This window comes from Macrococcus carouselicus (assembly GCF_004359515.1).
GTDB classification, from domain to species: Bacteria; Bacillota; Bacilli; order Staphylococcales; family Staphylococcaceae; genus Macrococcus; species Macrococcus carouselicus.
The window spans coordinates 73,799-95,127 of record NZ_SCWD01000002.1 but is presented as its reverse complement, the minus strand read 5'-3'; the positions used below and the strand labels follow the sequence as shown (position 1 = coordinate 95,127).

Here is a 21,329-nt window from a genome sequence, read left to right as displayed (position 1 = left end):
GATTGCATTTTTATAAAATTAAAAAAGACACGTCAATTTGACATGTCTTTCGGCTCTATCTGCGTAGTTAGACGCAACAAGGTAGGACTTCCCTTATTTTTATCAAGAATACAAATGTTGCTTATCTTCAATTATTTAATCTGACGGGAATAATGTATTTTCAAATATTACTATTAAGAGCTTTTCATCCCAACTTGATATTCTCATAGCATCTAAATAATTTTCTCTATCTAATAAATCAGTACGCCATTCAAACCCTTTTCGCTTGGCCATTTCTCGAATGATTATTCTTATGGTTCTCCCATTACCTTCACGAAATGGATGAATCATATTCAATTCTGTTTTGAAATATGCCAATTTCTCTGCGGCAGTTTTTACATCTGACCATTCATTTTCTAACCTATACTCATTGATTAATAAATTTAAATTCGTATTAATATATTGTGGTTCACAAAACCTTGTACATTCTTTCATAAGACTTACATCTCTAAATTCCCCAGCAAAACTATATACTCTTTCAAATAACTTTTTATGTAACAACTTAATTGAACTTATTGTTAATGGAAATAAAAATTCGTATCCTTCTTGTTCCATTAACCCTTCTGCAATATAAAAAGCAACTTTTTCAAGCTGTTCTAATTCATTCAATGTTTTAGCACCGAGTAAATTTGAATTTATAAGATATTCTTCTTGAAAATTTGCTTTATATTTCATTACTTAAATGCAATTTTACGAATCAATTCATTCGTAATTTTTTTCTTATTATTAATAACATCAAGAATCTGTTTTTGTTGTTTTTTTGTTACATCCATACCTTCAAGTGAAAGATTTTTAGCGATTTGTTTATTAACTTTTGAATCAATTGTAATCATATCATCGCCTCCTAATAGTAATATTATACCACAATCACTATTATTTTATCGACAAGCAAATCTAACAACTAATTAGAATACAATCAGCATATCTCTTTTAATAGAGTTCCAGCGCTTTTGCTGCAAGAACGATTTCAGTACTACCGGGAATTAATATAATGTCAGCGGGTTCTGGAATATGTTCAATAAAAATAAACTCACTTAAGTTGTTATTTCTCATAAGTTTACCTCATTTATTAAAACTATTGTATAGGTTGTTCTTCCGTCTTACTAATAAAGATAATTTTGACAGTTAATGATCCTAAAATACCTTTTTAAAGTACATTCAAAATGAATGTACTTAGTTTTATTTATGATAACTCTGAGCGTATCGATCGATATTACAGTTATTTTCGTTTATATTCTGCTGGTTATCTTTTTTAGTCATAATCACAGCCAATTAAGTTATTTAAATTTTTTTATTTCCCCAGCAATATATACTTAATACGGTGTTCCAACAAAATCTTTAGATACCATAAATTGCTGGTATATTTCTGGTATTGTTTCTTTTTTGATAAATGCTATTTTTTCTACATATTGTCCTTTATGCTTAACAATCGCATAATTTCTCCCCTCAGGTGCTTTACCACCATAAAAAGTTAAAGTCGTTGTATCACCAAAAGGCGTATCTAAAACGATAATGTCTTTATATGGATCTGGATACTGAGGCTTTTCGCTATTCTCTTCGTACGTTTTTCCATTGTTATAAGTAATTTCTCTCGGCAACGTTGCGTAACCAATTTGAGTTTCCATTAATGGATTGATTCGATCTATCATCTGATTCTTATTCTGATAGACACTGAAGAGAATAAATAATCCTACTACTGATAAACCACTCATTATTAATAGATACTTATAAATATTCTTGAAACGTAAATCCTTATCAATTTTCTTAACCATTTCATCGTCTCCTTTTAAAAAAGTATCTAGAGATAAATCAAATATTTCTGCTAGTTTTATGGTCATAGAAATGTCAGGATATGTTCTCCCAGTTTCCCAACTAGATATTGTTTTATCAGAAACACTCAACAATTCCCCTAGTTCTTTTTGCGTTAGTTTTTTTGTCATACGATTTTCTTTAATCGCTTTATTGATTTCCAATTGAGGTGACCTCCTTGAAACAATTATTACTCTTACTATACACTTTAGCGATCTAGCAGATGTAGAAGAAAAACAAATAAGCACTCTACGAAGTGTAGAATGCTTAACCAACTAGTTAAAATACCTTTTATTCCAGATGCAACAGTCCTTCTGAAATATAAAAAGCAACTTTCTCAAGTTGCTCTAATTTCCCTATTGTTGCTGCACCAAGCAAACTAGAAGTTAAAAGATATTCATCTTGAAAAGTTGCTTTATATTTCATTATTTGAATGTAATATTACGAATTAGCTCATTCGTAATATTTTGCTTTTTATTTATAACATCAAGAATTTGTTTTATTGTTTCTTTGTTACATCCATACCTTCGAGTGAAAGACTTTTAGCAATTCGTTTATTATCTTTTGAATCTATTGTAATCATACTAGCATCATTATATGGATTATTATGGTCCCATTTACTCTGAGATCATTCTGAATAATACGGGCTGCACAGACAGTGTTTATCTGCTTTAATAGAACATATTAATACTGAGCATCTTTGGGTATGGCAATTACGTCCTTACCCCTTGATATTCTTATCATAAAGATGAAACCGAGGATAAAAAAACCAAGCGCTGTGATATACAAGGGGACTTCAGGACTTGTAGCTTTTCCTAGCCATCCGCCAAGTATAGCACCCACAGGCATTACAACAGTACAGATAGCATTAATAATAGTTCCGACTCGTGAAAGAATCTGGTTGTCTACATGAGTCTGGATATAAGTAGAAGTACTGATATTCATGATTACAAGAGGCAGTGCACACAGTCCATACATTATTATTGATAAGTAATAATAATCAAAATGAGCTGATAGAAATATGAATAAACCGGATAGTAGAGGGGCAATAATAATTTTTAGATTGATATCTATATTTTTTAATTTAGGTGTTAGCAAAGAAGCTATCGCGCCAAAGATCACTGAAGATGTAAGGAAATATCCATATGCGTGATCTCCTCCTATTTCATATGTAAAGGCAGGCAGTATAGCCTGACTCATTGCACCTGTAAAGTTGGCTATCATAGCAGGGAAAGCTAACCAGATTAAACCAAATCGTTTAAAGTAATTGATGCCCTCTACTATAGATTTTTTATATTTCTTTGGACTGAAGGCCCCTTGTGCTTCATGTTTATATTTCACTTTAAAGAATAATAACACTGCAAATAAAAAAGTAATAAAGTTAATGATGTAGATACTCTCGATGCCTGCCGAAAGTATAATAAATACACAGACAACTTTAGCGATAGAACTGATTAATAGATTCCCTGTTACAACTATACTGTTAAATCTCACGAGTTCTTTTTCATTCATTATGGTTGGAGAAAGAGCATGCTCGGCATTTCCTTCAAAAATTTCAAGCATACCAATGATAAAGAAACTAAAAATAAGCAAAGAGAGAGGCATTAATTCAAAATAAAACAATAGAGCAATAGTGGCCATTAATATCATTTGTGCAAATTGCGCTGTTAACATTAAGTATTTACGATTGAAGTGATCAATAATAGGACCAGCAAATACTGAAAAGACCATAGGCAGCATTAATATTGATGATGCAAGACCAGTTATTAAAGAATCTTTCGTAACTTCAAATACATACCACATAATAGCAACAGAATAAAGAGAGTCTCCGAAACAAGAAATCAAACGACCTATTAACAGGTAATCTTTACTTTTCACAATATCATCTCCAATTACTATTTATCGTTAAAATATATTTTAACGATAAATAGTAATTTGTCAATAAAATAAAAAGACAATGAACTTATTTAGATTCATTGTCTTCTGAGATATTTTTGCAGCTAGCAAGATAAATAGAGTAAGAAGGAAGTGTCTCATCTTCATATTTTTCTTTATAATCACTTACCAATTTTCTCATCTCGGCTAGTAAATGAATCCATTCTTTATAAGGAATATTCACTTCCATACTTGAGAACGTAGCAGTATTAGGTTCATCCAAGTTTTTTATTTCTTCTTCAGTTTTCCCCATATTAGCTTCAATATCATAAGCCATAGCATCAAACACTTTATTGACATTAAGCATGTTTAAAGCGACAAGTTGGTCGAAGTTTTCAGTAATAAAAGGGAAATCGAAATTAATAGCTTCATTAGCTAAATGAGCACTCGAGTAGTAGTACTCGGTCATATTTTTAATCTGGCGTTCTTCTGTAATTTTCAGTGCATTCACTTCTAATAATTTCTTGATAGGATAATATAAATTTGAATTTTTGACATTCAGAAGTTTGGCTAATTCTTTTGTAGTCTTTGGCTCATGCTTTGTTAATTCAACGATTTTTGAAGCTTTTTCATCAATTAATACTTTTAGCACTTCGTTACTCATTATAATCACCCTTTAGTAGATTAAAAATATTTTATCATAAAAAGTAATTTAAATAACCTTCCAGCTATATCGGCTTTCCTACTACTGCCATATATGTATCTATGACAGAGGTGCTGATTCATATATAAAATTCACTAATCTCATATTTAGGATTAAAATTTCTCAGCTCATACGGCTTCTCTCCAACTTCAATTAATTGAGTGTATTCCGGCTTGATGTTTAAAAATATTCCTTTACTCCTTATTAATCCCTCCTTAATATAGTAGTTATTACAAGGCTTCTAAATATCGAGTCTTCGATAATATTTATAATAGATAAAGTATAAATAGTATGATTATTATAACGTTTCTTGTGGAACGAATTTATACAATTGAGGTGATTTTGATGGCTATCATTTATTTTGTCAGACATGCAGAAAGAGATACTACTATCCACACGGATCAGGAGGCACCGTTAACTGTGAAAGGATATGAAGATGCAGAAAAACTTAAATATTTCTTCACAGAAAAAGATATTAATACTATCTACAGCAGTCCCTATCTTAGAACTATCGAGACTATTAGACCTACTGCTGACAAGTTAAATTTACCTATCCAGCAGGTGAACGATTTACATGAGAGAAAAATCGGATCCTGGATAGATGATTTCTCTTGCTATTCTAAACAGCAATGGGAAGATTTTGATTATAAAAGACTGAATGGAGAATCATTAAACGAAGTTGCTGAGCGATTGTTAATTGCTTATAAAGGGATAACTAATAATATAGAAAGTGATATCATCATTTGTGGACATGGAACAGCATTTGCAGTCCTATTTCATTACCTGACAGACGGAGAATTTGGTTTTGAAGACTGGAAACGAATGAAAATGCCTGATCTATACAGCTATGAGATAGAAAACAAGACGTTGAAGAATATAAAATATTTTTAACGGAGTATTAACATGATAAATAAGACAAGAATCATCTGGCTGAATGGCGCTTTTGGAGCAGGAAAAACGACAGTAGCAAATGCACTATTAAAAGCTATTCCTAATTCTCATCTTTTCGACCCTGAGCATGCAGGAATTTATATCAATCACATTATACCTGAGGATATAAAATGTTCAGATTTTCAAGATCATTATGAATGGCGAATGATTAATCGTATAATGTTAAACAAAATTCTACAACAATATACAGGAATCATTATTATTCCTATGACTATAACAAATGAAGACTATTTCTATGAAATAACTAAAGACGTTGATTCTGCTGCTATTAAAAAATTCTTATTAGTAGCAGACAGAGATACTCTGGAAAACAGGTTAATTGAACGTGGTGACAACGTAGGTTCATGGCCCCATCAACAAATCGAGAGATGTCTTAAAGCCTTTGATCAAATAGAGATATATCACGTGATTGATACTAGTGAGAAAGAAATTGATGAAATCGTTTCATCTATCCTCATAGAAATTAGTTGAGAAAAATGCCTTAATCAGTTTTATTGGTCAGATTTGTTCACTTTCTATAACTACAAATTCTCCTGTCTTTATTTTATAACTTTGTTCTTTGTTGCTGTAATCTGTTCTATAGATAAGATGTTGAATAACTTCGAATACACCTGAATGTGCCACAATCAAAATAGTAGTTTTATCGTCATTTTCTTTTATAATTCTATTCCAACATTGCTGGATTCTTTCATAGAATTCTTTAGGGCTCTCACCTTCTGGATATTGTTCATCCCATTTCAAAGTATTCCAATAAAGATTCGGAAATCTTTTCTCTGCAACTTTATTATCCATTCCAGCTAATAATCCATTATTTACTTCTCGAAGTTGTCGGCAATAACTAATATTATTTAAATTTAATAAACTCCTTAAAATCGCAGTAGTTTCAACTGTTCTTAGTAAATCACTACTGATTACAGCATCAAATTTTATACTTTCCAATAAATAAGCTGCCTTTTCAATTTGTTCTACACCAGTTGAAGTCAATGGTTCATTGGACCATCCCCCTCTTTTGTCTAATGTATCTTGTCCATGTCTCAGAAGATATACTTTCATAATACCTCCGTCTTTTTTGACTATTCATTGAATGATTCAGCTAGATTTTGTTTAATAATACACCTAGACATGCAAAATAAGCTCTGCTATAAGGTAAAAAATCATCTTTAGTAAATATAAATTCTTCATCATTAGATATTTGATAGCCTACACAGATTTTAGAATAATCTAAGCAAAGATTATAAAAATCCATCTTGTTTACTTTTATCAATTGATCAACTTCAGTATCATGGTTAATTTTTTTACGTTCTTCTTCTGAAATTTCGAGAGTATAGACATTAATAAATTCCTTATCAACTATACTAAGAGTTATTAACTCTTCAGGAATCGTACAAAGGAAGTTCAATCTGTCAAAAGTCACTTTAATGCCCATCTCTTCTTCAATCTCACGAACACCATCTTCGACTATCTCAGTACTGAGTAAATGACCGCCCACTGTTACATCGAGCATACCTTTATAATCTCTGACAACCAAACTTCTTTTTTGCAAAAATATATATTCATCATTTATGAAAATACATTGAAAAGTTTCATGCCACTCTTCATTTTGATGAGCTTCTCGTCTTTCCATCGTTCCTTTGAACTTATAGTTGTCATGATAAATATTTATTATCTCAGTCATAAACTACTTCTTCTCCATAGTATTCATTTAGAAATTCATAAATATCTTTTGTCAAATCCAAGTTTACAGACAAATTATTAATTTCAATTATATTCACTACTAGTACTCCTTCATGTCTTGGCCTTAATTATGAATCAGCAATTTGGATATTGATTAAAATACTTTTTTATTTTTTCAATCTCTGAATAGACTAGCGCTTTCCCTTTGTCGGTACTCTCCCAGGTCGACTTAGAAATATTTCTACTATCAACTACTGGAATGATAATAAACTTGCAATCATTGCAAAAATATCTTTGGTAAGACAATATAAATCGTTTAGCATGGTAATTTTTACAGATTATTATTACTTTTTTTATACCCAAATTATTTTTATTACATATGTTCTTGCTAAATTCCGCATTCTGTTGTGTATTTTGAGCAAAATGATCCAAATAAATAGCAGAAGGAGAAATTCCATTTTCATAAAGATATTCTGCAAGAAAACCAGCTTCAGTTTGTTTATATGCAAGTTTTTTATTATATCCGCCACTGATAAGAATACAATCAGCATATCTCTTTCGATAAAGTTCGAGTGCTTTTTTTGCAAGAGCGATTTCAGTACTACCAGGAATTAATATAATGTCAGCGGGTTCTGGAATATGTTCAATAAAAATAAACTCACTTAAATAGTTATTTCTCATAAGTTTACCTCATTTATTAAATCTATTGGATGGGTTCTTCTTTCGTCTTACTAATTAAGATAAATGTGGCAGTTAGTGATTCTAAAATAACTATTTAAAGTACATTCAAAACGAATGTACTTAGTTTTATTTATGGTAAGCTTGAATGGATCAATTGAGACGAAGATATTTCTCATAATTTATTTCATCATTTTTAGTGAACGCTAAGTCAAACGCTCATCATGACAAATAATCTTCGGCTTGTTCTCCATGTTTCTTGCCGTATGATTCCATCATTCTTAATATCGGTAAAATTTCCATCCCCATTTCAGTCAATGAATATTCCACACGTGGCGGTACTTCCGGATATACTTCACGATGAATAAGGCCGTCATTTTCTAATTCCTTTAATTGTTTCGTAAGTGATCCTTGCGAAATACCGGATAGAAACTTTTTAATTTCACTAAAGCGTTTCTTCTCATCTTTTAAAAACCATAAAATAAAGTATTTCCACCGTCCGGATAGCAGGTTTTGCGTGAATCCAATCCCGTACAAGTCTCTCTTATTTACAATCATTGTATCATCAAATCCATACTTACAAATTTTCGCCATTCAAACCTCGTCCTCATACAATAGTACTAAAAATAGTACTTACTCATATTTTATTGCCGTCTTCTCAAACTTATCTATCAGTATATAATTTATACTACGATAACTCAAACAAAGAAGGAGCTTTATTATGACCATTAATCAAAGAGATGGCAAGATGAAACTAGCTTTACAGATGGTATCAGGATATGGTGGTGAATTTAAGACGTGGCGTATGCCGGGTGCTGTGGCAGATGCCTATACGAATATGGATTATTATGTGGAAAATGCGAAAATGGCTGAAAAAGGTAAAATCCATACGCTGTTTATTGCTGATACACCCGCATTACCGAATGATCTATCAACGAATTCTCCGATGCACCCGATGGACCCGACAATCGCGTTAGCTGCTGTTGCACGTGAAACAAGTCATATCGGACTCGTATCTACTTATTCAACCACATATACTGAACCTTATAACTTAGCACGTACATTAAAGACATTAGACATTATCAGTAACGGACGCATGGGGTGGAATGCTGTGACGACTTCTAATCATGAAGCTGCTGCCAACTTCGGAAGACCCCTGCCAGATCGTGATACTCGCTATGAAATGGCTCAAGAACACATTGAAGCTGTCCAGACACTATGGGGGACATTTGGTCAGGATGCTTATATTCATAACCAGGAAACGGGTGAATATGTAGATATGTCAAAAGTTGAACTTGCCAACTACCGAGGTAAACACTATCAAACACGAGGACCCTTACCCATTCCGGCATCGCCTCAAGGGCAGCCCCCTATCTTTCAAGCAGGCGGTGGCGATAAAGGTCTGGAACTAGCCGGTCGATTCGCTTCAGGCGTTTATGCCAATCCATTTACGAAAGAAGATGCTAAGCTCCACCGCATGATGTTGCGTAAAAGTGCTGAAGCTCATGGCCGTAAAGCTGATGATATTAAAATGTTTGCAGGATTTATGTTCTCAATTGGTAAGACAAAAGAAGAAGCAATGGAACGACGCTATATGATGCAGCAATTCGCGCCGAAAGAAACAGCCCATCATGTTGAATATTTAGGATATATGGTCGGTTTAGGGTTGAGTGTCGATACAATAGATATCACAAAACCGTTACCTCAAGGTTTAATCAATCAAATGTACCCATCACCCATGGACCCTCGTTCAGAAAAAGCATTCGAATTATTAAAGACAGGCATGTCAGTTAAAGATGTACTCGCGAATGGTGTGATTAACTACCATCCAGTTGTTGTCGGTACACCTGAAATGGTAGCTGACTTCTTGGAGGAATGGTATCTAGCCGATGCGACAGATGGATTCTCAATAGTCCCTGACTCCTCACATGATGGTATTAAAGATTTCGTAGAACTTGTGGTGCCTATTTTACAGGAACGTGGATTATTCCATACAACATATGAAGGCGAAACATTAAGAGACCATCTAGGCGTGTCGTATGAATATGGATTGACTTATTAATATAATCGTTAAGAAATAATATGAGCTAGGAGAATGAATATGAACATAGGAATTATCGGTGCTGGGCCAATCGGCACAACCCTCTCTCAACATTTGTTTAACACAGGACATGACGTTAAAATTGCTGACGCTAGATCGATTAAAAAATTAGAAGGTAAAGACTTTAAAGGTAAAGCAGTAACTTTTGAGGAAGTGATTCAAAATATTGATGTGTTAATCATCTCTCTACCTTTCCATGTTGTACCTACAATTAAAGAAAAATTATCACAACTTGATGATAATACTATCATCGTCGATACTACAAACTATTACCCATTCAGAGATGGCAACATCCAGCCTATTGAAGATGGCAAAGTTGAAAGTGTCTGGATAGCTGAGCAAATCGAAAAACCTGTTATTAAAGCATTTAACAACTTGCTTGCAAGGACACTACAAACTATTACATCAGCTGATGGTTCAAAAATGGCCATGGCGATTTCTGGAGATAACCAAAGCCATAAAGATGTAATTGCAGAAATGATTAATGCAATCGGCATTGATGTGGTTGATAATGGAGATTTAAACAACTCCTGGAGACATCAACCAGGTTCTCCTGCATATTGTACTGAACTTAATAAGTCACAATTAGAACGTGCATTACAACTAGCGGACAAAGCTGCTGCACCGATTCATCGTGATGAAGTAATGAATCATTTCAGACCTGACATGCAGCATAAAGATATCGTCGCAATGAACAGAAAAGTATATGATGCGGACACGCTATAAAAAAGACCTCATTTGAGGTCTTTTTTTGAACATAAATGATTGCGTTACACATTCAATATATTGGTCCTTTAAAGCATCGTTCCATATCCGATTAACCAGTGAATGATTAATCTCTGGATGCGTCATCACCACAAGTGTATTTATTGAATCAGCTTCTATTCAATTGCTTTAATCACTTTCGCTGGTGTGCCTGCTACAATCGTATTTGGCGGAACATCTTTTGTAACCGTTGAGTCTGCTGCAACGATAGAATTCTCTCCAACCGTCACACCAGGCAACACAGTAACATTTGCACCTAGCCAGGCATTTTTTAATGACCACTTTATTTACGACAAATCCGCGACGCTTTGCAGGGTCCACGATATGATTGACTGAAATGATTCTAGCCGATGGTCCGATCAACACATGATCTTCGATTTCAATACCACCTAAATCTACAAACGTGACATTTTTATTAATGAAAATCTCTTTACCGAACGTCATATGTCGTCCGTAGTCGGTATAGCATTTCAGATTATCGATAAAAGATTTTTCAAAGATAAGATTTACGAATATAAGGTATCACCCGAAGAAGTTCAATAAATGGAGGATAATAATGGCTGACTATAAAAAGATAATGCAGGATGAAATCAGAGACACAAAGCTTGATGAGAAAGCAAAAACATACGTCACAAAATCAAAACAGTTCGCTGAAGATAAGGACCTAAAAAACAATGCATCCGGCGCTTTCAGCAAATTCATTGATGGATTGAAACGTTTAGATACTATTCCAGTATTGATTGCAACATTCGTTATGATGTTGCTCATCTGGATTCCACTTATGTATGACTCAATGACTATCTCAGTACTGAGCGGTCAAGATAGTATGAGCAACAAAGAAATGCGAGAACTGGATGGTCGCTTACAGGATCGCTATAAAACAATATTCGGATTTTAAATCAAGACTGGAGAAGAAATTATGTCATCTAAAATTATTAAGTTACTGCTGCTGCAGTTCCTTTGTGTATTTATTGTGACTCAAATCGGTTTAGCAATGGTCGGATTCTCTTTTATGAACATTTTATTCTGGTCATTTTTGTTGTTTACGATTGTCTATGTAGGTTTTGTTTCACCACGATGGAAGAAGAAAGATTCGTTAATCAAATAATCAAAAATGACTGTTTCTTCTGTGTGAAGAAGCGGTCATTTATTTATATACTGTATCCTAGCAGCTTATTTTTTTTGCTTTAACCACTCTCCTTCTCTATAAGAACCAAGTCCAGTAGAACGGTTATGTACCATACCACCTTTTGCATCGTTTTCAAGTCGTTTCTTATATTTCTGATTTTTACGCTTTGTTTCGCACTTCACATGTTCATCACAATGACCCTCTCCAAAGATGTCATAATTAAGATGCTTACCGAATAGTGACTGTATCTTATCCTTGACTGACAATTTTTTGTCCACTTGATAAACATACTGTTCCCCAGGAAATGAATCATAACGGACAAACATTTCCCAGTTACCAAACTTCGTGTTATAACTGAGATCTTCATTTCTATCTATCCACCCTCTTTTGTCGAGTGCCTCTTGAATCACTTTTTCTGTTGCTTCCTTTTCCAACCAAAAACTGACCGTATTAACTAAAAAAATCAGACTTAACAATGTGCAGAACAGCCAAAGTATTTTTCGTTTCATAGCAATACCCCCATTTTTATAATATACGATTTCTTTAATTAGATAAGTATACACTCTTTACTTTATAACAGTAAAATATTTCAAAATTATAGTAAATAGATTTCCTTCCTTTTTAAGGTAGATTTAAGATTAGTTAATCATGATAATAAAAACAACCGTTTCTCCGTTAGAAGAAGCGGTCTTTTATATATTCATGTATATGGTGGTATCATTGGCGCAAATGATCATATTTTCTATTAAAATTTTTTATATCTGCAAGAAAACACTCAGCTGTTATATTTTTTGCTATGATAAGCAAGAAAATGAGGTGATAGATTATTGAAGCGATAAATATCTGTATATCATTAAGTAAATTTTGAAGTATAATTAAACTTAATGTGTATATTAGCATGTACTATAACTATATTTATTTTATATAACACCGATTGTAAAATTAAGCTAGACAACTAAAAAAGCCTTCTCTGCTAAACTCAATATGTATTTCCGTCCAAAGAAAACATAAGGAGTTAGCACAAATGGCCTATACACATCTTACCACGGATGAACTTGCGTTCATAGAATCATATTACTACCAGAAAATTTCGGTCAGTGAGATCTGCTGGAGAATTAAGCGTTCAAGACAGACCGTCTATAATGTAATTAATGCATTTAAAGCAGGTATATCTGCACTGGAATTCTATCAGAACTATAAGAAAAGAAAATCCCGTTGCGGAAGACGTAAGATCGTCCTTCCTAAGCATCAGATCAGTTATACTCGCGAAAAGATAGCCGACGGCTGAACACCTGACACAATCATAGGCAGAAATGAAGAATCTATCAGCTGTTCTGTTAAAACTCTGTACAGAATGTTCCGGGAAGATATTCTTCCTGTTCAATCACTTCCAATGAAAGGGAAAAGAAAACCTAACGGTCATCATGAGAAAAGAGGTCGTCAGACTTTACATTTCAGAAAGAACAGTTGAATTTCCTGACTTTGATAGAGAGTTCGGTCATCTTGAAGGAGATACGATTGTCGGTCGTCGTCATGGCAGCGCAGTCATCACCCTTGTTGAACGTGTTTCTAAGATGATCATCACCCTACGACCGGAAGGTCGCAAGGCATCCGACATTGAAAAAGCATTAAACAGTATGTTTCCGGCTTTACCTTATCGTCTCTTTAAATCCATTACATTCGACTGCGGTAAAGAGTTTTCCAGCTGGAAGTCAATCAGTAACCAGCACGATATATCTATCTTTTTTGCTGATCCAGGGACACTTTCGTAGCGTGGTCTAAATGAACATTCAAATGGAATGCTCAGGAGAAATGGCCTGGACAAAGATATGGATTTCAACACAGTTACGGATGACTATATTATCCAAGTTGCACATTCGCTAAATAATCGACCTAGAAAATCTCTTGGTTATAGGACACCATTGGAAGTATTTATGAGTTTCATCGAAGATGAGAAGTTGTCTAGCTTATTTTGACAAACGAAAAAGATTAATAAATCTTAGTATCAACATAGAATCTAATGAGATTTAATATTTTTTCCAATAACATTTCTAAAGCTTTGTTACATCAAAAACCTCATCATTTATGATAAGCCTGAGCGTATCAGCTAAGAGTGCGGTTTTTCATCATGTCTCACTTCGCCTTTTAATTGCTTACATTCTAGTGTGGAGATTAAAAGCATATGAATCTTATAATAGATAAACCCCAACATTTTCTCTTGATGTTGAGGCTTTTGGTATTAAATACATAAATGTGTCTATCTTAAGAAAAAGCTTCAGTTCCTTGATGGAATAATAACTGAATAGTATTTTCTTCTTTGATCCATATAGAAGTTCTATTGCTGACAATATTATTGTCGTTGTCTTTAGAAATATAATTAAGAATCCATGAATTATCGCTTAATTCACGATAACTTGCATGATGTATTTCGATATTTCTATCAGTTTTTAAATCTTTTAGAAAATTAATACACTGCTGTTTGTTATAGATACGACCACTTGTCCCATATTCCATAAAATCTTGATGTAATATATTATTTATTTGTTCAATATTATTACAGAACTCATAAGAAAATAATTTACTTTCCCTTTCTATCAAAATATCAATCATTGGTTCCTCCCATAAGAATATAATTCCTGATACTCAATTCTAATCTTTAATATAGTCGACAAGCGTCATTCCTTCATTAATCATCTGCCGATTCCCATCCTGAATATATCCTTGTTTTTCATACAGATAACAGTTGCCTTCTTCTTCAAGAATGGTATTCAGCTGCCAGTGCTTCATACCATGCATTCTTTCCACTTCTTGCAACGCTTTCTGCGCTAAGCCTTTGTTTCTATATTGAGGCAAAATAAAAAGCGGAGAAATTCTTTTTCTACTGCCATCTTTTTTATCCACCACTCGGATTGCGCCTACTTCCTCCTTATTATCAGTAATAATATAAAAATAGGTATAATTTTGATTCAGCCGTTGCTTTACTATGTCTATATCTTCACTTGCTGGATTAGTATCATAATCCTGATATTTATCCAATAACTCTTGAAATGACTCTATTTGCATATGCAAGATTTTTTCTGCTTCTTCGACACTAGCTCTCCTTAGTTTCATATTGTTCTCCTCTTTACATTTTTAATTTCAATTTTGTTTATACTCGATATCTTCATAAGCGTTCGTCCAATGATAGGGCTGTAATTCCCGCAAGGTTTTATAATGAAGTTTATTTTCGTTATTCGTGACTGCAACACTTACTTTATTTCCCCAATATAGTAATCGCTCTTGACAAGTTCCACATGGCGTCAGCACTTTAAATTCACTATTTTCATCATCTCTGACCACACAGATACTATGCGTAATAACATCATCATTTTTATGCGCCTGTAAAATTGCGCCTGTTTCGATGCATAATTCTGTAGAGGCATTTATTACTTCGGGAGCAATGGAAACATAAATCTGTTTATTTTTAGAGTACATTGCAGCAGCTCCTCCCCAACCTTCGGGAAAACGCTTCATAATGAATGATTTCGCTTCTTCAAATAGTTTTTCTTCAATATTCATAACTTATCTCCATCTCCTCATTTAAAAGAGTTCGTCTATTAAGATATAGTATCTTATCTTTTCCATATCTAATTTAAAATCTAAAAGCTGTTCAAGTTTACTTTGTAATTTCTCTTCAGTTATTTCTGTATTATAGAGGTAACTTCTATAGCAAAGTGCAATATCCCGATAACGATCACAGATTCCACCACGTCCTAAATCAATATATCCTATTATCTCATTATTTTTCACTAAGATATTGGGCATGCACAGATCACCGTGAGAATAACTTAGCTCCTCTTCAGGTTGATTATCTTTCAACCATTGTAAGAGGTCTTGAGAATCTTTAAATCCCTCTGGTCCGAATGTGTCAGGGTTAACATTATCTAAATCCACTAAGTCATTATCAACATTATACTGTGCTTGTTTCAGATAGTGCTCCAAGCGATTATCAACCGGACAGTCTCTATAATCTATTTCTTTCAGTTGTTTTAAGGACTTGACATATAATTCAATAGAACTATCAACTTCATACAGCATATCACCCTGTAGTCGAGACATCAGTAAAAAGTTATAACCATCCTCTTCACAATGTGCAATTATCTCAGGAACAGGTAAACGTCCTTTTAACCATTTCATTAAAATCAATTCATTTTTTGACTCTAATGACAATGACTCTATCTTCAATACATAATTGTCAAATAAAATAACAGATGAATGAGATCGGCCAATAGTATCTTTTGTATAGTTCTGATTTTTAATATGAGTTGCTATCTTTTGCGGTATGACGATTTCATCTATTTTCATTATATTCCTCCAGGTAGCATAGGATTTTTATTATATTTGTAATGAGATATAGAATAACTAATTTATTTAGTTTCAAATTTCATAGTTTCAATAATACATCCTTACAATCTATGCTAATTATGTCACTTTGTCTGTCCTGTATTTCAATATCATAGTTTTCGCCTGTAATCTTATCTTTAGGTAATACATTTCTTTTATTATACTGATACATATACTTAGATGTCGGCATAGGTATATCATGTTCCTTGATAGCCTGCTTGAGGCTTTCGAACTCAGCTTCATGTTCTGTAATATAAGCAGTTCTAGACTTAGTCCATAACTCCTCACAAAGATCAAAACACTTAACTTTCACAACTATCAATCTTTCCAGTATATTTTTTGTTACTCATTTTAACGCTAAAGAATCAGAGAATCATCATACATTTTATAGAAATATTCAATTAAATTATCTCACATAACGGGAGTTTTGTTATTATCTAGTTAATAAAGATTTTAAGGAGAGTTACAGCGTGGGACAAATATTGCTTAATGACTTACTCGGCTTTTCAGAGGAAGAGATGAAGAATGTCAAAATAAAATTTAATCAATCGAATGGTATTGAAAACCCCATTGATCTCTTTAAAGAAAACCCAGATTTACTAAATAATCAATGGCTTTTCTGGCGCACAAAAACACGGTATTTTAGAGTGGGACAGATCGCTGTATGTCTGGTCCGTTTATCATATGATACTTGGCTATTATCAACTGTGAAAAGAGTAGTTAAAGAACTCGGTGTACTAAATGGTGTCAATTATGCAGGTGAAGAATTAGAACAATATTCTCAATATTATGGTCGTGTCATTATAAAGTTCAGAAAATCCTTTCAATCTCAAGGTCGTTTTTATGAAGGGTTACATAAAGAATTAGTGGTTCAGCAGATACTTCCTACTACATTCGATGGGGATGATTCTCCAGGATACGATAAAGTCAAATTATCTTATCAGCAGTTAGCCACCATCATTCTGCGTGGTAAGAGAGACTGGATTGCTGCGCTCGAAAACCAGAAGGCCGTCTATCTCATCACTGATACATATAACGGTAAACTCTATGTGGGATCTGCAACAAGTAACAGTCAGATGTTGCTGACGAGGTGGTCTAATTATGTCAGCAATGGCCATGGAGGTAATAAGGAGTTAGTGGCACTTGTAGAAGAAAAAGGATTTGAGTATGTTAAGCAGTATTTTCAATATACAATCCTGGAGAACTATAACGGGAAAGTTGATGACAAATTAGTGTTGCAAAGAGAAAGTTACTGGAAAGAAGCATTGGGAAGCAGACAATTTGGATATAATTCTAATTAATCACATAAAAGAAGCTAACCATGTTAAGGATAGCTTCTTTTATATGTTTTATAAACCGCATTATTTGTGATACGCCTGCCCTTACTAGTGATATTGCTAAAAAACGATATCAATAAAACATTGATATCTTATTCTTATGTCATGGCTTAAATGTTCTTGCTTTATCATTATTCAAATATGAAGTATTCTAATTGCACTAATCATGAGCCTTACACTTTTATACTAGGTATAACATTTAACAGTGCATCTTTATTACTTTTATGCCAGTTATATAACTCATTCTCTATATTTTGAAATGTAGCATTAAAAGCTTCTTGACTTGAATAATCAATAATAAATTCTTTTATACGGTTATGAATTTGTATATGCTTAAAGTCAGTAAACACATCAGGATTACTGTTCATCATTGTTCTTGTTTCTTTATCTTCTACATCAATTAAAAGGTGGAGTATGGCAGGCAGTATAAATCCTCTTGATTCATAATCACCTGCACCGATCTCATAATGAATTTTGTATTTTTCCCAGGTAGTATGGAAAAGTTGAAAATAAAAAGCTTTAGACGTCACTTTCTTGTACACATGAAAGTTATCCATTTGCTGTTCTGAAGATGTGAAAATCTTATTTCCCACGTCATTTAATGTCTTCTCTATTTTATTCGATAGAATTTCTAACTGCTGTTCACCATTCTTTACGATTTCAGTTAGCTCTGCTGAATGCTTACTATTGAAGACAGCCCATTCATTATTTAACTCCATCGCTCCCTCTCTAATATAGTCATTTACATATTTGACGAATTCATTTAGTATAAAATAATTTCTATACTCTATATTCTTTTGCGGTATTTCGGCGAAAGCATTTGCAAGCTCCTCATATGTAACGACAATTTGTTTAACATCTTTCATTCTAGTTTGTATGACATCTTCACTCCAACTCGGAGCCAACAATACTGTCATTATTTTTCTATCTCTATCATTTTTCTCATGTTGAATTCTTAATTTATCATAGTAATCATTCAACTGATCATTGTGAATAGACGAAAATATTTTATTTTCAATACCGATTATTAAATCATCAGTCTCTATTAATAAGTCCACTCTTCTTCTATTTAATAAAGTATATTCTCTTGAAACTATTACAGTATCTGTATCAGTTTCTTCAAATTGATTTGCTTCTAAAAATAAACCAAGTAATGCTTTTAAAGGGCCATCATCCTTATATCTATTAGAATCCAAAAGAAATGATAGCCAGTTACTGATTGTGTTCTCCTTAGATTCAACATCAAATATTTTGGCAATAGACTCCGAAATATCTTCTTTTTTAATGTCAGGAACGTTACTGAGAAAGTCAAAGTACTCTTCAATACTATTCATCAAAGTGTTACTCCTTTCCTTCAACATCTATTATTTCTTTTAATTCTTGGATAGTTAACGGTCTCTTTATTTTTCTATGAATCATTTTATGGCAATTCGAACAAAGTGGAACTAAATCAGTTTCAGGATTCATTGCAATCTCTTCTCTTATTTGATACATAGGTTTAATATGATGAATCTCAATAAAGTCTTTTCCTAACTTTCCATATGCTTTTTCAAAATTGAAATCACATACTTTGCATGTCACTCCGTGAAGTTCAATCGCCTTTTTTCTCAATTTAGGATTACGTTCAAACTTAGTTCCGTATTGAACGATAATTTTTCCTTCCTTATATTCAGTATTTTCAAGTTTCGACTCATCGGTAATTTTACTATTTAAACACGGATCTATACATTCCAAGACAAAGTCTAACAAGTCACCTTTTAATGATCGTGGTCCTTGAACATTGCCTTTCATTCCATTCAGTTTCAAAATTGGAGACGTCAACATAGTGTCGTCAATTTCTGAAATCAATTTTAACTCCATATAATTACCATACTTTTCATAATTGTCGCCTTTTATAATAAAATCACTATCATCAATTGTAACTCGGGGTTTATTTACGGCAGCTATTTCACATACATACTTGACATATGAGTAGGGACTTGAAAGATAAATCAAGACAATATCACCAATCATGGCTGACTTTAAATTATTACTTTGCTTCCAATCTAGGACATCTAATTTTTCAAAAGCACTTTTAACATCATATGCCTTAACATTGCATGGAATAATCCAATGCTTCATATAAACTCTCCTATTTTTAATAATTCTTAATGATTTATTCCAATATTTTTATATTTATTCTCATTAAATCTAAATTTCACTAGTTAGAAGATTGACGTAAATAGACACTTCCGCCTTTCACAATTACAATATCTCCTTCTGAGAGACTAGTATCATAATGAGTGTGAATATCGAGCATTATTTTATTTGAGTCTTCCATCATTTTTTCATAATCAGACCGTAAAGGACTGATTATTAATGCTCCATCTTTTCTACTTCCATTACTTTCATAAATATCTATGAGGGCTAATGCGTAGTCATCAGCACCTATCTCCACATTACCTTTCTCTATTTCATCTCCTACAATATACAAACCTGGGACTAAATCTGTAAAGTTCATGTCTTTAAACTGTTGTACAGGCTTTAATTCCACTTCATCTAAACCAATAATATCAAGTTTAGCGTCTTTAGGTAGAATAGCGTAAATTTCACTGTTTTCATCTTCAATTTTTTCATCTATCAAGTATTCATCATTGATAAATTGGCCTTTATCTCCTACTCGTATAGTGCCTCGTCCTATTCCCTTAATTCTATATCTACCTGGTTTTATATCAGCATTATTATCATTATTTATATAGTAACGATTATCGCCCTTTAAGAAAAAGTTACTACTCGCTTTTTTTTGGTTAATAGCTTCAAATCCCCCTTTAAGTCCTGCAAAGAGTAGAGAACATCCAATAATAATTACTATTATTATAATTAGCCACTTAAAAAGTTTTTTCATTATTTTATCTCCTTTTGTTATTCCATTTTTAAAAAAGCTAACTACTTAAAAAGTAATTAGCCTAAATATTACATTAACGTAATTCATCTTCCAGTGGAATAATCTCAGTGTTCAGTACTTCTTTCCATCTTGACTTCATCATCTGACGATATTTAAAAGGATTGACCTCCGGATGCTCTTTCTTGTAAGATTCAAAGTCAATCTTATTCATGACGTTCTTCATGTTCGGAATCTCATCAGCACCTGCCGTATACTGTATTGCTGATGAATGAAGTTCATATAGTTCTACTTTATATTCTTCCGCAAATTCAGCAATAATCTGATTTTTTTCACGTGAAAAGAAATTACGTTTCAGACTGAAGATATCTTCTTTCATCTCATTCTTCTCTCGGTCAATCTCATCAAGAATATTCTGATAGACCATTCTGACATGCGCCGGTTTATTCAATTTCTGAAGAGCCTTCTCAATCTCATCTCTGATGGTCAGGTTATCTGCCTGGTAGTTCCCTAACAGCTGATCGATATAAGATGAATCAATGTTGTACATCTTGTTATTGTCATCTGAGAAGAACTCTATCTCACTCAGTGATGTCGCACTATCTTCTGGACCTGTCAATCGCTCTTTCAGATGTGCCTTCACATTCTCATAGTTGCCTCGATGGTTCTCCAATGTAGACATCTTATCCTTAAGTGCTTTCTCACTTTGGATATCATCATTGAATTCATCATAGGTGATCAGCTCCTCAAAAGCTTTCATGCTCTTCTGATAGGCTTTAACATACTCAATCTGGACAGACTCATCTGTATGTTCATCAATATTCGGATGGTTCTTGATGAATGATTGAAGTTCACGGTTAGTCTTCTCGAACTTCTTCTTCGCGTCTTTATAGGTCGGATAGACGAGTCCGGTCTCTTCATTCGCATTCGAGTAGAGCTTGGTGGCCTCTTCCACATTCTTTTAGTTCATTATAAAACACCTCTAAATTTGATTGATTTCAAAT

General features: G+C 33.2%; 26 protein-coding genes and 2 pseudogenes. 7 read left to right on the top strand and 21 right to left on the bottom strand.

Features of this window, described 5'->3' with window-relative positions; genetic code table 11:
- Window positions 1-135: 135 nt before the first annotated feature.
- The 7 genes from ERX40_RS06555 to ERX40_RS06540 form a co-directional block, all read right to left on the bottom strand.
- The gene (locus tag ERX40_RS06555; protein WP_133417703.1) at window positions 136-714 is read right to left on the bottom strand and encodes a Fic/DOC family protein; all 579 of its coding nucleotides are present in this window, start codon (window positions 712-714) and stop codon (window positions 136-138) included.
- Entirely contained in the window at window positions 714-872 is a 159-nt protein-coding gene (locus ERX40_RS11250; RefSeq protein ID WP_165980688.1) for a hypothetical protein, read from the bottom strand. The genes ERX40_RS06555 and ERX40_RS11250 overlap by 1 nt, the downstream gene beginning before the upstream one ends.
- Window positions 873-969: 97 nt before the next feature.
- Window positions 970-1,092, bottom strand: coding sequence for a hypothetical protein (locus tag ERX40_RS11575; protein WP_279488240.1), 123 nt, complete (start codon window positions 1,090-1,092; stop codon window positions 970-972).
- 260 nt (window positions 1,093-1,352) lie between these two features.
- The gene (locus tag ERX40_RS06550; RefSeq protein WP_133417702.1) at window positions 1,353-2,012 is read right to left on the bottom strand and encodes a helix-turn-helix domain-containing protein; all 660 of its coding nucleotides are present in this window, start codon (window positions 2,010-2,012) and stop codon (window positions 1,353-1,355) included.
- Window positions 2,013-2,139: 127 nt separating this feature from the next.
- On the bottom strand, window positions 2,140-2,274 hold the full coding sequence (locus ERX40_RS11570) for a hypothetical protein (protein WP_279488239.1): 135 nt from the start codon (window positions 2,272-2,274) through the stop codon (window positions 2,140-2,142).
- A 258-nt stretch (window positions 2,275-2,532) separates the two neighbouring features.
- Entirely contained in the window at window positions 2,533-3,726 is a 1,194-nt protein-coding gene (locus ERX40_RS06545) for an MFS transporter (protein WP_165980687.1), read from the bottom strand.
- 85 nt (window positions 3,727-3,811) lie between these two features.
- Window positions 3,812-4,387, bottom strand: a complete 576-nt coding sequence (locus ERX40_RS06540) for a winged helix-turn-helix domain-containing protein (RefSeq protein WP_133417700.1) — start codon at window positions 4,385-4,387, stop codon at window positions 3,812-3,814.
- A gap of 384 nt (window positions 4,388-4,771) precedes the next feature.
- On the opposite strand from ERX40_RS06540, the gene ERX40_RS06535 reads away from it, so the two are divergent.
- Both ERX40_RS06535 and ERX40_RS06530 read left to right on the top strand, forming a co-directional pair.
- The gene (locus ERX40_RS06535) at window positions 4,772-5,317 is read left to right on the top strand and encodes a histidine phosphatase family protein (protein ID WP_165980686.1); all 546 of its coding nucleotides are present in this window, start codon (window positions 4,772-4,774) and stop codon (window positions 5,315-5,317) included.
- 12 nt (window positions 5,318-5,329) lie between these two features.
- Entirely contained in the window at window positions 5,330-5,848 is a 519-nt protein-coding gene (locus ERX40_RS06530) for an ATP-binding protein (protein ID WP_133417698.1), read from the top strand.
- A 27-nt stretch (window positions 5,849-5,875) separates the two neighbouring features.
- Here ERX40_RS06530 and ERX40_RS06525 read toward each other — a convergent pair whose 3' ends face one another.
- From ERX40_RS06525 to ERX40_RS06510, 4 genes are all read right to left on the bottom strand, one after another.
- Window positions 5,876-6,430: a histidine phosphatase family protein gene (locus tag ERX40_RS06525; protein WP_133417697.1), complete on the bottom strand. Its 555-nt coding sequence runs from the start codon at window positions 6,428-6,430 to the stop codon at window positions 5,876-5,878.
- Between the two features lie 40 nt (window positions 6,431-6,470).
- Window positions 6,471-7,052, bottom strand: a complete 582-nt coding sequence (locus tag ERX40_RS06520) for an NUDIX hydrolase (protein WP_133417696.1) — start codon at window positions 7,050-7,052, stop codon at window positions 6,471-6,473.
- A 134-nt stretch (window positions 7,053-7,186) separates the two neighbouring features.
- Window positions 7,187-7,732 carry a YdcF family protein gene (locus tag ERX40_RS06515; protein WP_133417695.1) on the bottom strand — a complete coding sequence of 182 codons (546 nt, stop codon included), beginning with the start codon at window positions 7,730-7,732 and terminating at the stop codon, window positions 7,187-7,189.
- A gap of 219 nt (window positions 7,733-7,951) precedes the next feature.
- On the bottom strand, window positions 7,952-8,323 hold the full coding sequence (locus ERX40_RS06510; RefSeq protein WP_133417694.1) for a winged helix-turn-helix transcriptional regulator: 372 nt from the start codon (window positions 8,321-8,323) through the stop codon (window positions 7,952-7,954).
- 127 nt (window positions 8,324-8,450) lie between these two features.
- Here ERX40_RS06510 and ERX40_RS06505 point away from each other — a divergent pair, with 127 nt between their 5' ends.
- Window positions 8,451-9,791 (top strand): NtaA/DmoA family FMN-dependent monooxygenase, encoded by a 1,341-nt coding sequence (locus tag ERX40_RS06505; RefSeq protein WP_133417693.1) that lies wholly within the window; start codon window positions 8,451-8,453, stop codon window positions 9,789-9,791.
- A gap of 39 nt (window positions 9,792-9,830) precedes the next feature.
- A complete protein-coding gene (locus ERX40_RS06500; RefSeq protein WP_133417692.1) occupies window positions 9,831-10,556 on the top strand; it encodes an NADPH-dependent F420 reductase in 726 nt (241 codons plus the stop codon).
- Window positions 10,557-10,711: 155 nt separating this feature from the next.
- Here the strand turns inward: ERX40_RS06500 and ERX40_RS06495 are convergent.
- A pseudogene (locus tag ERX40_RS06495) lies at window positions 10,712-11,072 on the bottom strand (DapH/DapD/GlmU-related protein); the annotation flags it as partial.
- A gap of 79 nt (window positions 11,073-11,151) precedes the next feature.
- Here ERX40_RS06495 and ERX40_RS06490 point away from each other — a divergent pair.
- Entirely contained in the window at window positions 11,152-11,493 is a 342-nt protein-coding gene (locus ERX40_RS06490; protein WP_133417691.1) for a hypothetical protein, read from the top strand.
- A gap of 275 nt (window positions 11,494-11,768) precedes the next feature.
- Here ERX40_RS06490 and ERX40_RS06485 read toward each other — a convergent pair whose 3' ends face one another.
- Window positions 11,769-12,233 carry a hypothetical protein gene (locus tag ERX40_RS06485; protein WP_133417690.1) on the bottom strand — a complete coding sequence of 155 codons (465 nt, stop codon included), beginning with the start codon at window positions 12,231-12,233 and terminating at the stop codon, window positions 11,769-11,771.
- A 515-nt stretch (window positions 12,234-12,748) separates the two neighbouring features.
- Between ERX40_RS06485 and ERX40_RS06480 the strand changes: the two are divergent.
- A pseudogene (locus ERX40_RS06480) lies at window positions 12,749-13,700 on the top strand (IS30 family transposase).
- Window positions 13,701-13,986: 286 nt separating this feature from the next.
- Here ERX40_RS06480 and ERX40_RS06475 read toward each other — a convergent pair.
- The 4 genes from ERX40_RS06475 to ERX40_RS06460 are packed head-to-tail and all read right to left on the bottom strand — an operon-like array spanning window position 13,987 to window position 16,068.
- The gene (locus tag ERX40_RS06475; protein ID WP_133417689.1) at window positions 13,987-14,334 is read right to left on the bottom strand and encodes a nuclear transport factor 2 family protein; all 348 of its coding nucleotides are present in this window, start codon (window positions 14,332-14,334) and stop codon (window positions 13,987-13,989) included.
- A gap of 39 nt (window positions 14,335-14,373) precedes the next feature.
- Window positions 14,374-14,835, bottom strand: a complete 462-nt coding sequence (locus ERX40_RS06470) for a GNAT family N-acetyltransferase (RefSeq protein ID WP_133417688.1) — start codon at window positions 14,833-14,835, stop codon at window positions 14,374-14,376.
- Window positions 14,836-14,862: 27 nt separating this feature from the next.
- Window positions 14,863-15,282, bottom strand: a complete 420-nt coding sequence (locus tag ERX40_RS06465; protein WP_133417687.1) for a cytidine deaminase — start codon at window positions 15,280-15,282, stop codon at window positions 14,863-14,865.
- A 21-nt stretch (window positions 15,283-15,303) separates the two neighbouring features.
- Complete coding sequence (locus ERX40_RS06460) at window positions 15,304-16,068, bottom strand: APH(3') family aminoglycoside O-phosphotransferase (protein ID WP_133417686.1); 765 nt, start codon at window positions 16,066-16,068, stop codon at window positions 15,304-15,306.
- A gap of 509 nt (window positions 16,069-16,577) precedes the next feature.
- Between ERX40_RS06460 and ERX40_RS06455 the strand changes: the two genes are divergently transcribed.
- A complete protein-coding gene (locus tag ERX40_RS06455) occupies window positions 16,578-17,408 on the top strand; it encodes a GIY-YIG nuclease family protein (protein WP_208001667.1) in 831 nt (276 codons plus the stop codon).
- Between the two features lie 209 nt (window positions 17,409-17,617).
- Here ERX40_RS06455 and ERX40_RS06450 read toward each other — a convergent pair whose 3' ends face one another.
- The 4 genes from ERX40_RS06450 to ERX40_RS06435 form a co-directional block, all read right to left on the bottom strand.
- On the bottom strand, window positions 17,618-18,778 hold the full coding sequence (locus tag ERX40_RS06450; protein WP_165980685.1) for a PD-(D/E)XK nuclease family protein: 1,161 nt from the start codon (window positions 18,776-18,778) through the stop codon (window positions 17,618-17,620).
- Between the two features lie 7 nt (window positions 18,779-18,785).
- Complete coding sequence (locus ERX40_RS06445; protein WP_133417684.1) at window positions 18,786-19,565, bottom strand: HNH endonuclease; 780 nt, start codon at window positions 19,563-19,565, stop codon at window positions 18,786-18,788.
- Window positions 19,566-19,644: 79 nt separating this feature from the next.
- Window positions 19,645-20,328 carry a hypothetical protein gene (locus tag ERX40_RS06440; RefSeq protein WP_133417683.1) on the bottom strand — a complete coding sequence of 228 codons (684 nt, stop codon included), beginning with the start codon at window positions 20,326-20,328 and terminating at the stop codon, window positions 19,645-19,647.
- A gap of 73 nt (window positions 20,329-20,401) precedes the next feature.
- The gene (locus tag ERX40_RS06435; RefSeq protein ID WP_133417682.1) at window positions 20,402-21,280 is read right to left on the bottom strand and encodes a type I restriction endonuclease subunit R, EcoR124 family; all 879 of its coding nucleotides are present in this window, start codon (window positions 21,278-21,280) and stop codon (window positions 20,402-20,404) included.
- Window positions 21,281-21,329: the final 49 nt, after the last annotated feature.

Bases quoted from the DNA above. Each gene is read 5' to 3' on its own strand.
- ERX40_RS06555 (WP_133417703.1), bottom strand. From the start codon at position 714: ATGAAATATAAAGCAAATTTTCAAGAAGAATATCTTATAAATTCAAAT.
- ERX40_RS11250 (WP_165980688.1), bottom strand. From the start codon at position 872: ATGATTACAATTGATTCAAAAGTTAATAAACAAATCGCTAAAAATCTT.
- ERX40_RS11575 (WP_279488240.1), bottom strand. From the start codon at position 1,092: ATGAGAAATAACAACTTAAGTGAGTTTATTTTTATTGAACATATTCCA.
- ERX40_RS11570 (WP_279488239.1), bottom strand. From the start codon at position 2,274: ATGAAATATAAAGCAACTTTTCAAGATGAATATCTTTTAACTTCTAGT.
- ERX40_RS06540 (WP_133417700.1), bottom strand. From the start codon at position 4,387: ATGAGTAACGAAGTGCTAAAAGTATTAATTGATGAAAAAGCTTCAAAA.
- ERX40_RS06535 (WP_165980686.1), top strand. From the start codon at position 4,772: ATGGCTATCATTTATTTTGTCAGACATGCAGAAAGAGATACTACTATC.
- ERX40_RS06530 (WP_133417698.1), top strand. From the start codon at position 5,330: ATGATAAATAAGACAAGAATCATCTGGCTGAATGGCGCTTTTGGAGCA.
- ERX40_RS06525 (WP_133417697.1), bottom strand. From the start codon at position 6,430: ATGAAAGTATATCTTCTGAGACATGGACAAGATACATTAGACAAAAGA.
- ERX40_RS06520 (WP_133417696.1), bottom strand. From the start codon at position 7,052: ATGACTGAGATAATAAATATTTATCATGACAACTATAAGTTCAAAGGA.
- ERX40_RS06515 (WP_133417695.1), bottom strand. From the start codon at position 7,732: ATGAGAAATAACTATTTAAGTGAGTTTATTTTTATTGAACATATTCCA.
- ERX40_RS06510 (WP_133417694.1), bottom strand. From the start codon at position 8,323: ATGGCGAAAATTTGTAAGTATGGATTTGATGATACAATGATTGTAAAT.
- ERX40_RS06505 (WP_133417693.1), top strand. From the start codon at position 8,451: ATGACCATTAATCAAAGAGATGGCAAGATGAAACTAGCTTTACAGATG.
- ERX40_RS06500 (WP_133417692.1), top strand. From the start codon at position 9,831: ATGAACATAGGAATTATCGGTGCTGGGCCAATCGGCACAACCCTCTCT.
- ERX40_RS06490 (WP_133417691.1), top strand. From the start codon at position 11,152: ATGGCTGACTATAAAAAGATAATGCAGGATGAAATCAGAGACACAAAG.
- ERX40_RS06485 (WP_133417690.1), bottom strand. From the start codon at position 12,233: ATGAAACGAAAAATACTTTGGCTGTTCTGCACATTGTTAAGTCTGATT.
- ERX40_RS06475 (WP_133417689.1), bottom strand. From the start codon at position 14,334: ATGATTGATATTTTGATAGAAAGGGAAAGTAAATTATTTTCTTATGAG.
- ERX40_RS06470 (WP_133417688.1), bottom strand. From the start codon at position 14,835: ATGAAACTAAGGAGAGCTAGTGTCGAAGAAGCAGAAAAAATCTTGCAT.
- ERX40_RS06465 (WP_133417687.1), bottom strand. From the start codon at position 15,282: ATGAATATTGAAGAAAAACTATTTGAAGAAGCGAAATCATTCATTATG.
- ERX40_RS06460 (WP_133417686.1), bottom strand. From the start codon at position 16,068: ATGAAAATAGATGAAATCGTCATACCGCAAAAGATAGCAACTCATATT.
- ERX40_RS06450 (WP_165980685.1), bottom strand. From the start codon at position 18,778: ATGAATAGTATTGAAGAGTACTTTGACTTTCTCAGTAACGTTCCTGAC.
- ERX40_RS06445 (WP_133417684.1), bottom strand. From the start codon at position 19,565: ATGAAGCATTGGATTATTCCATGCAATGTTAAGGCATATGATGTTAAA.
- ERX40_RS06440 (WP_133417683.1), bottom strand. From the start codon at position 20,328: ATGAAAAAACTTTTTAAGTGGCTAATTATAATAATAGTAATTATTATT.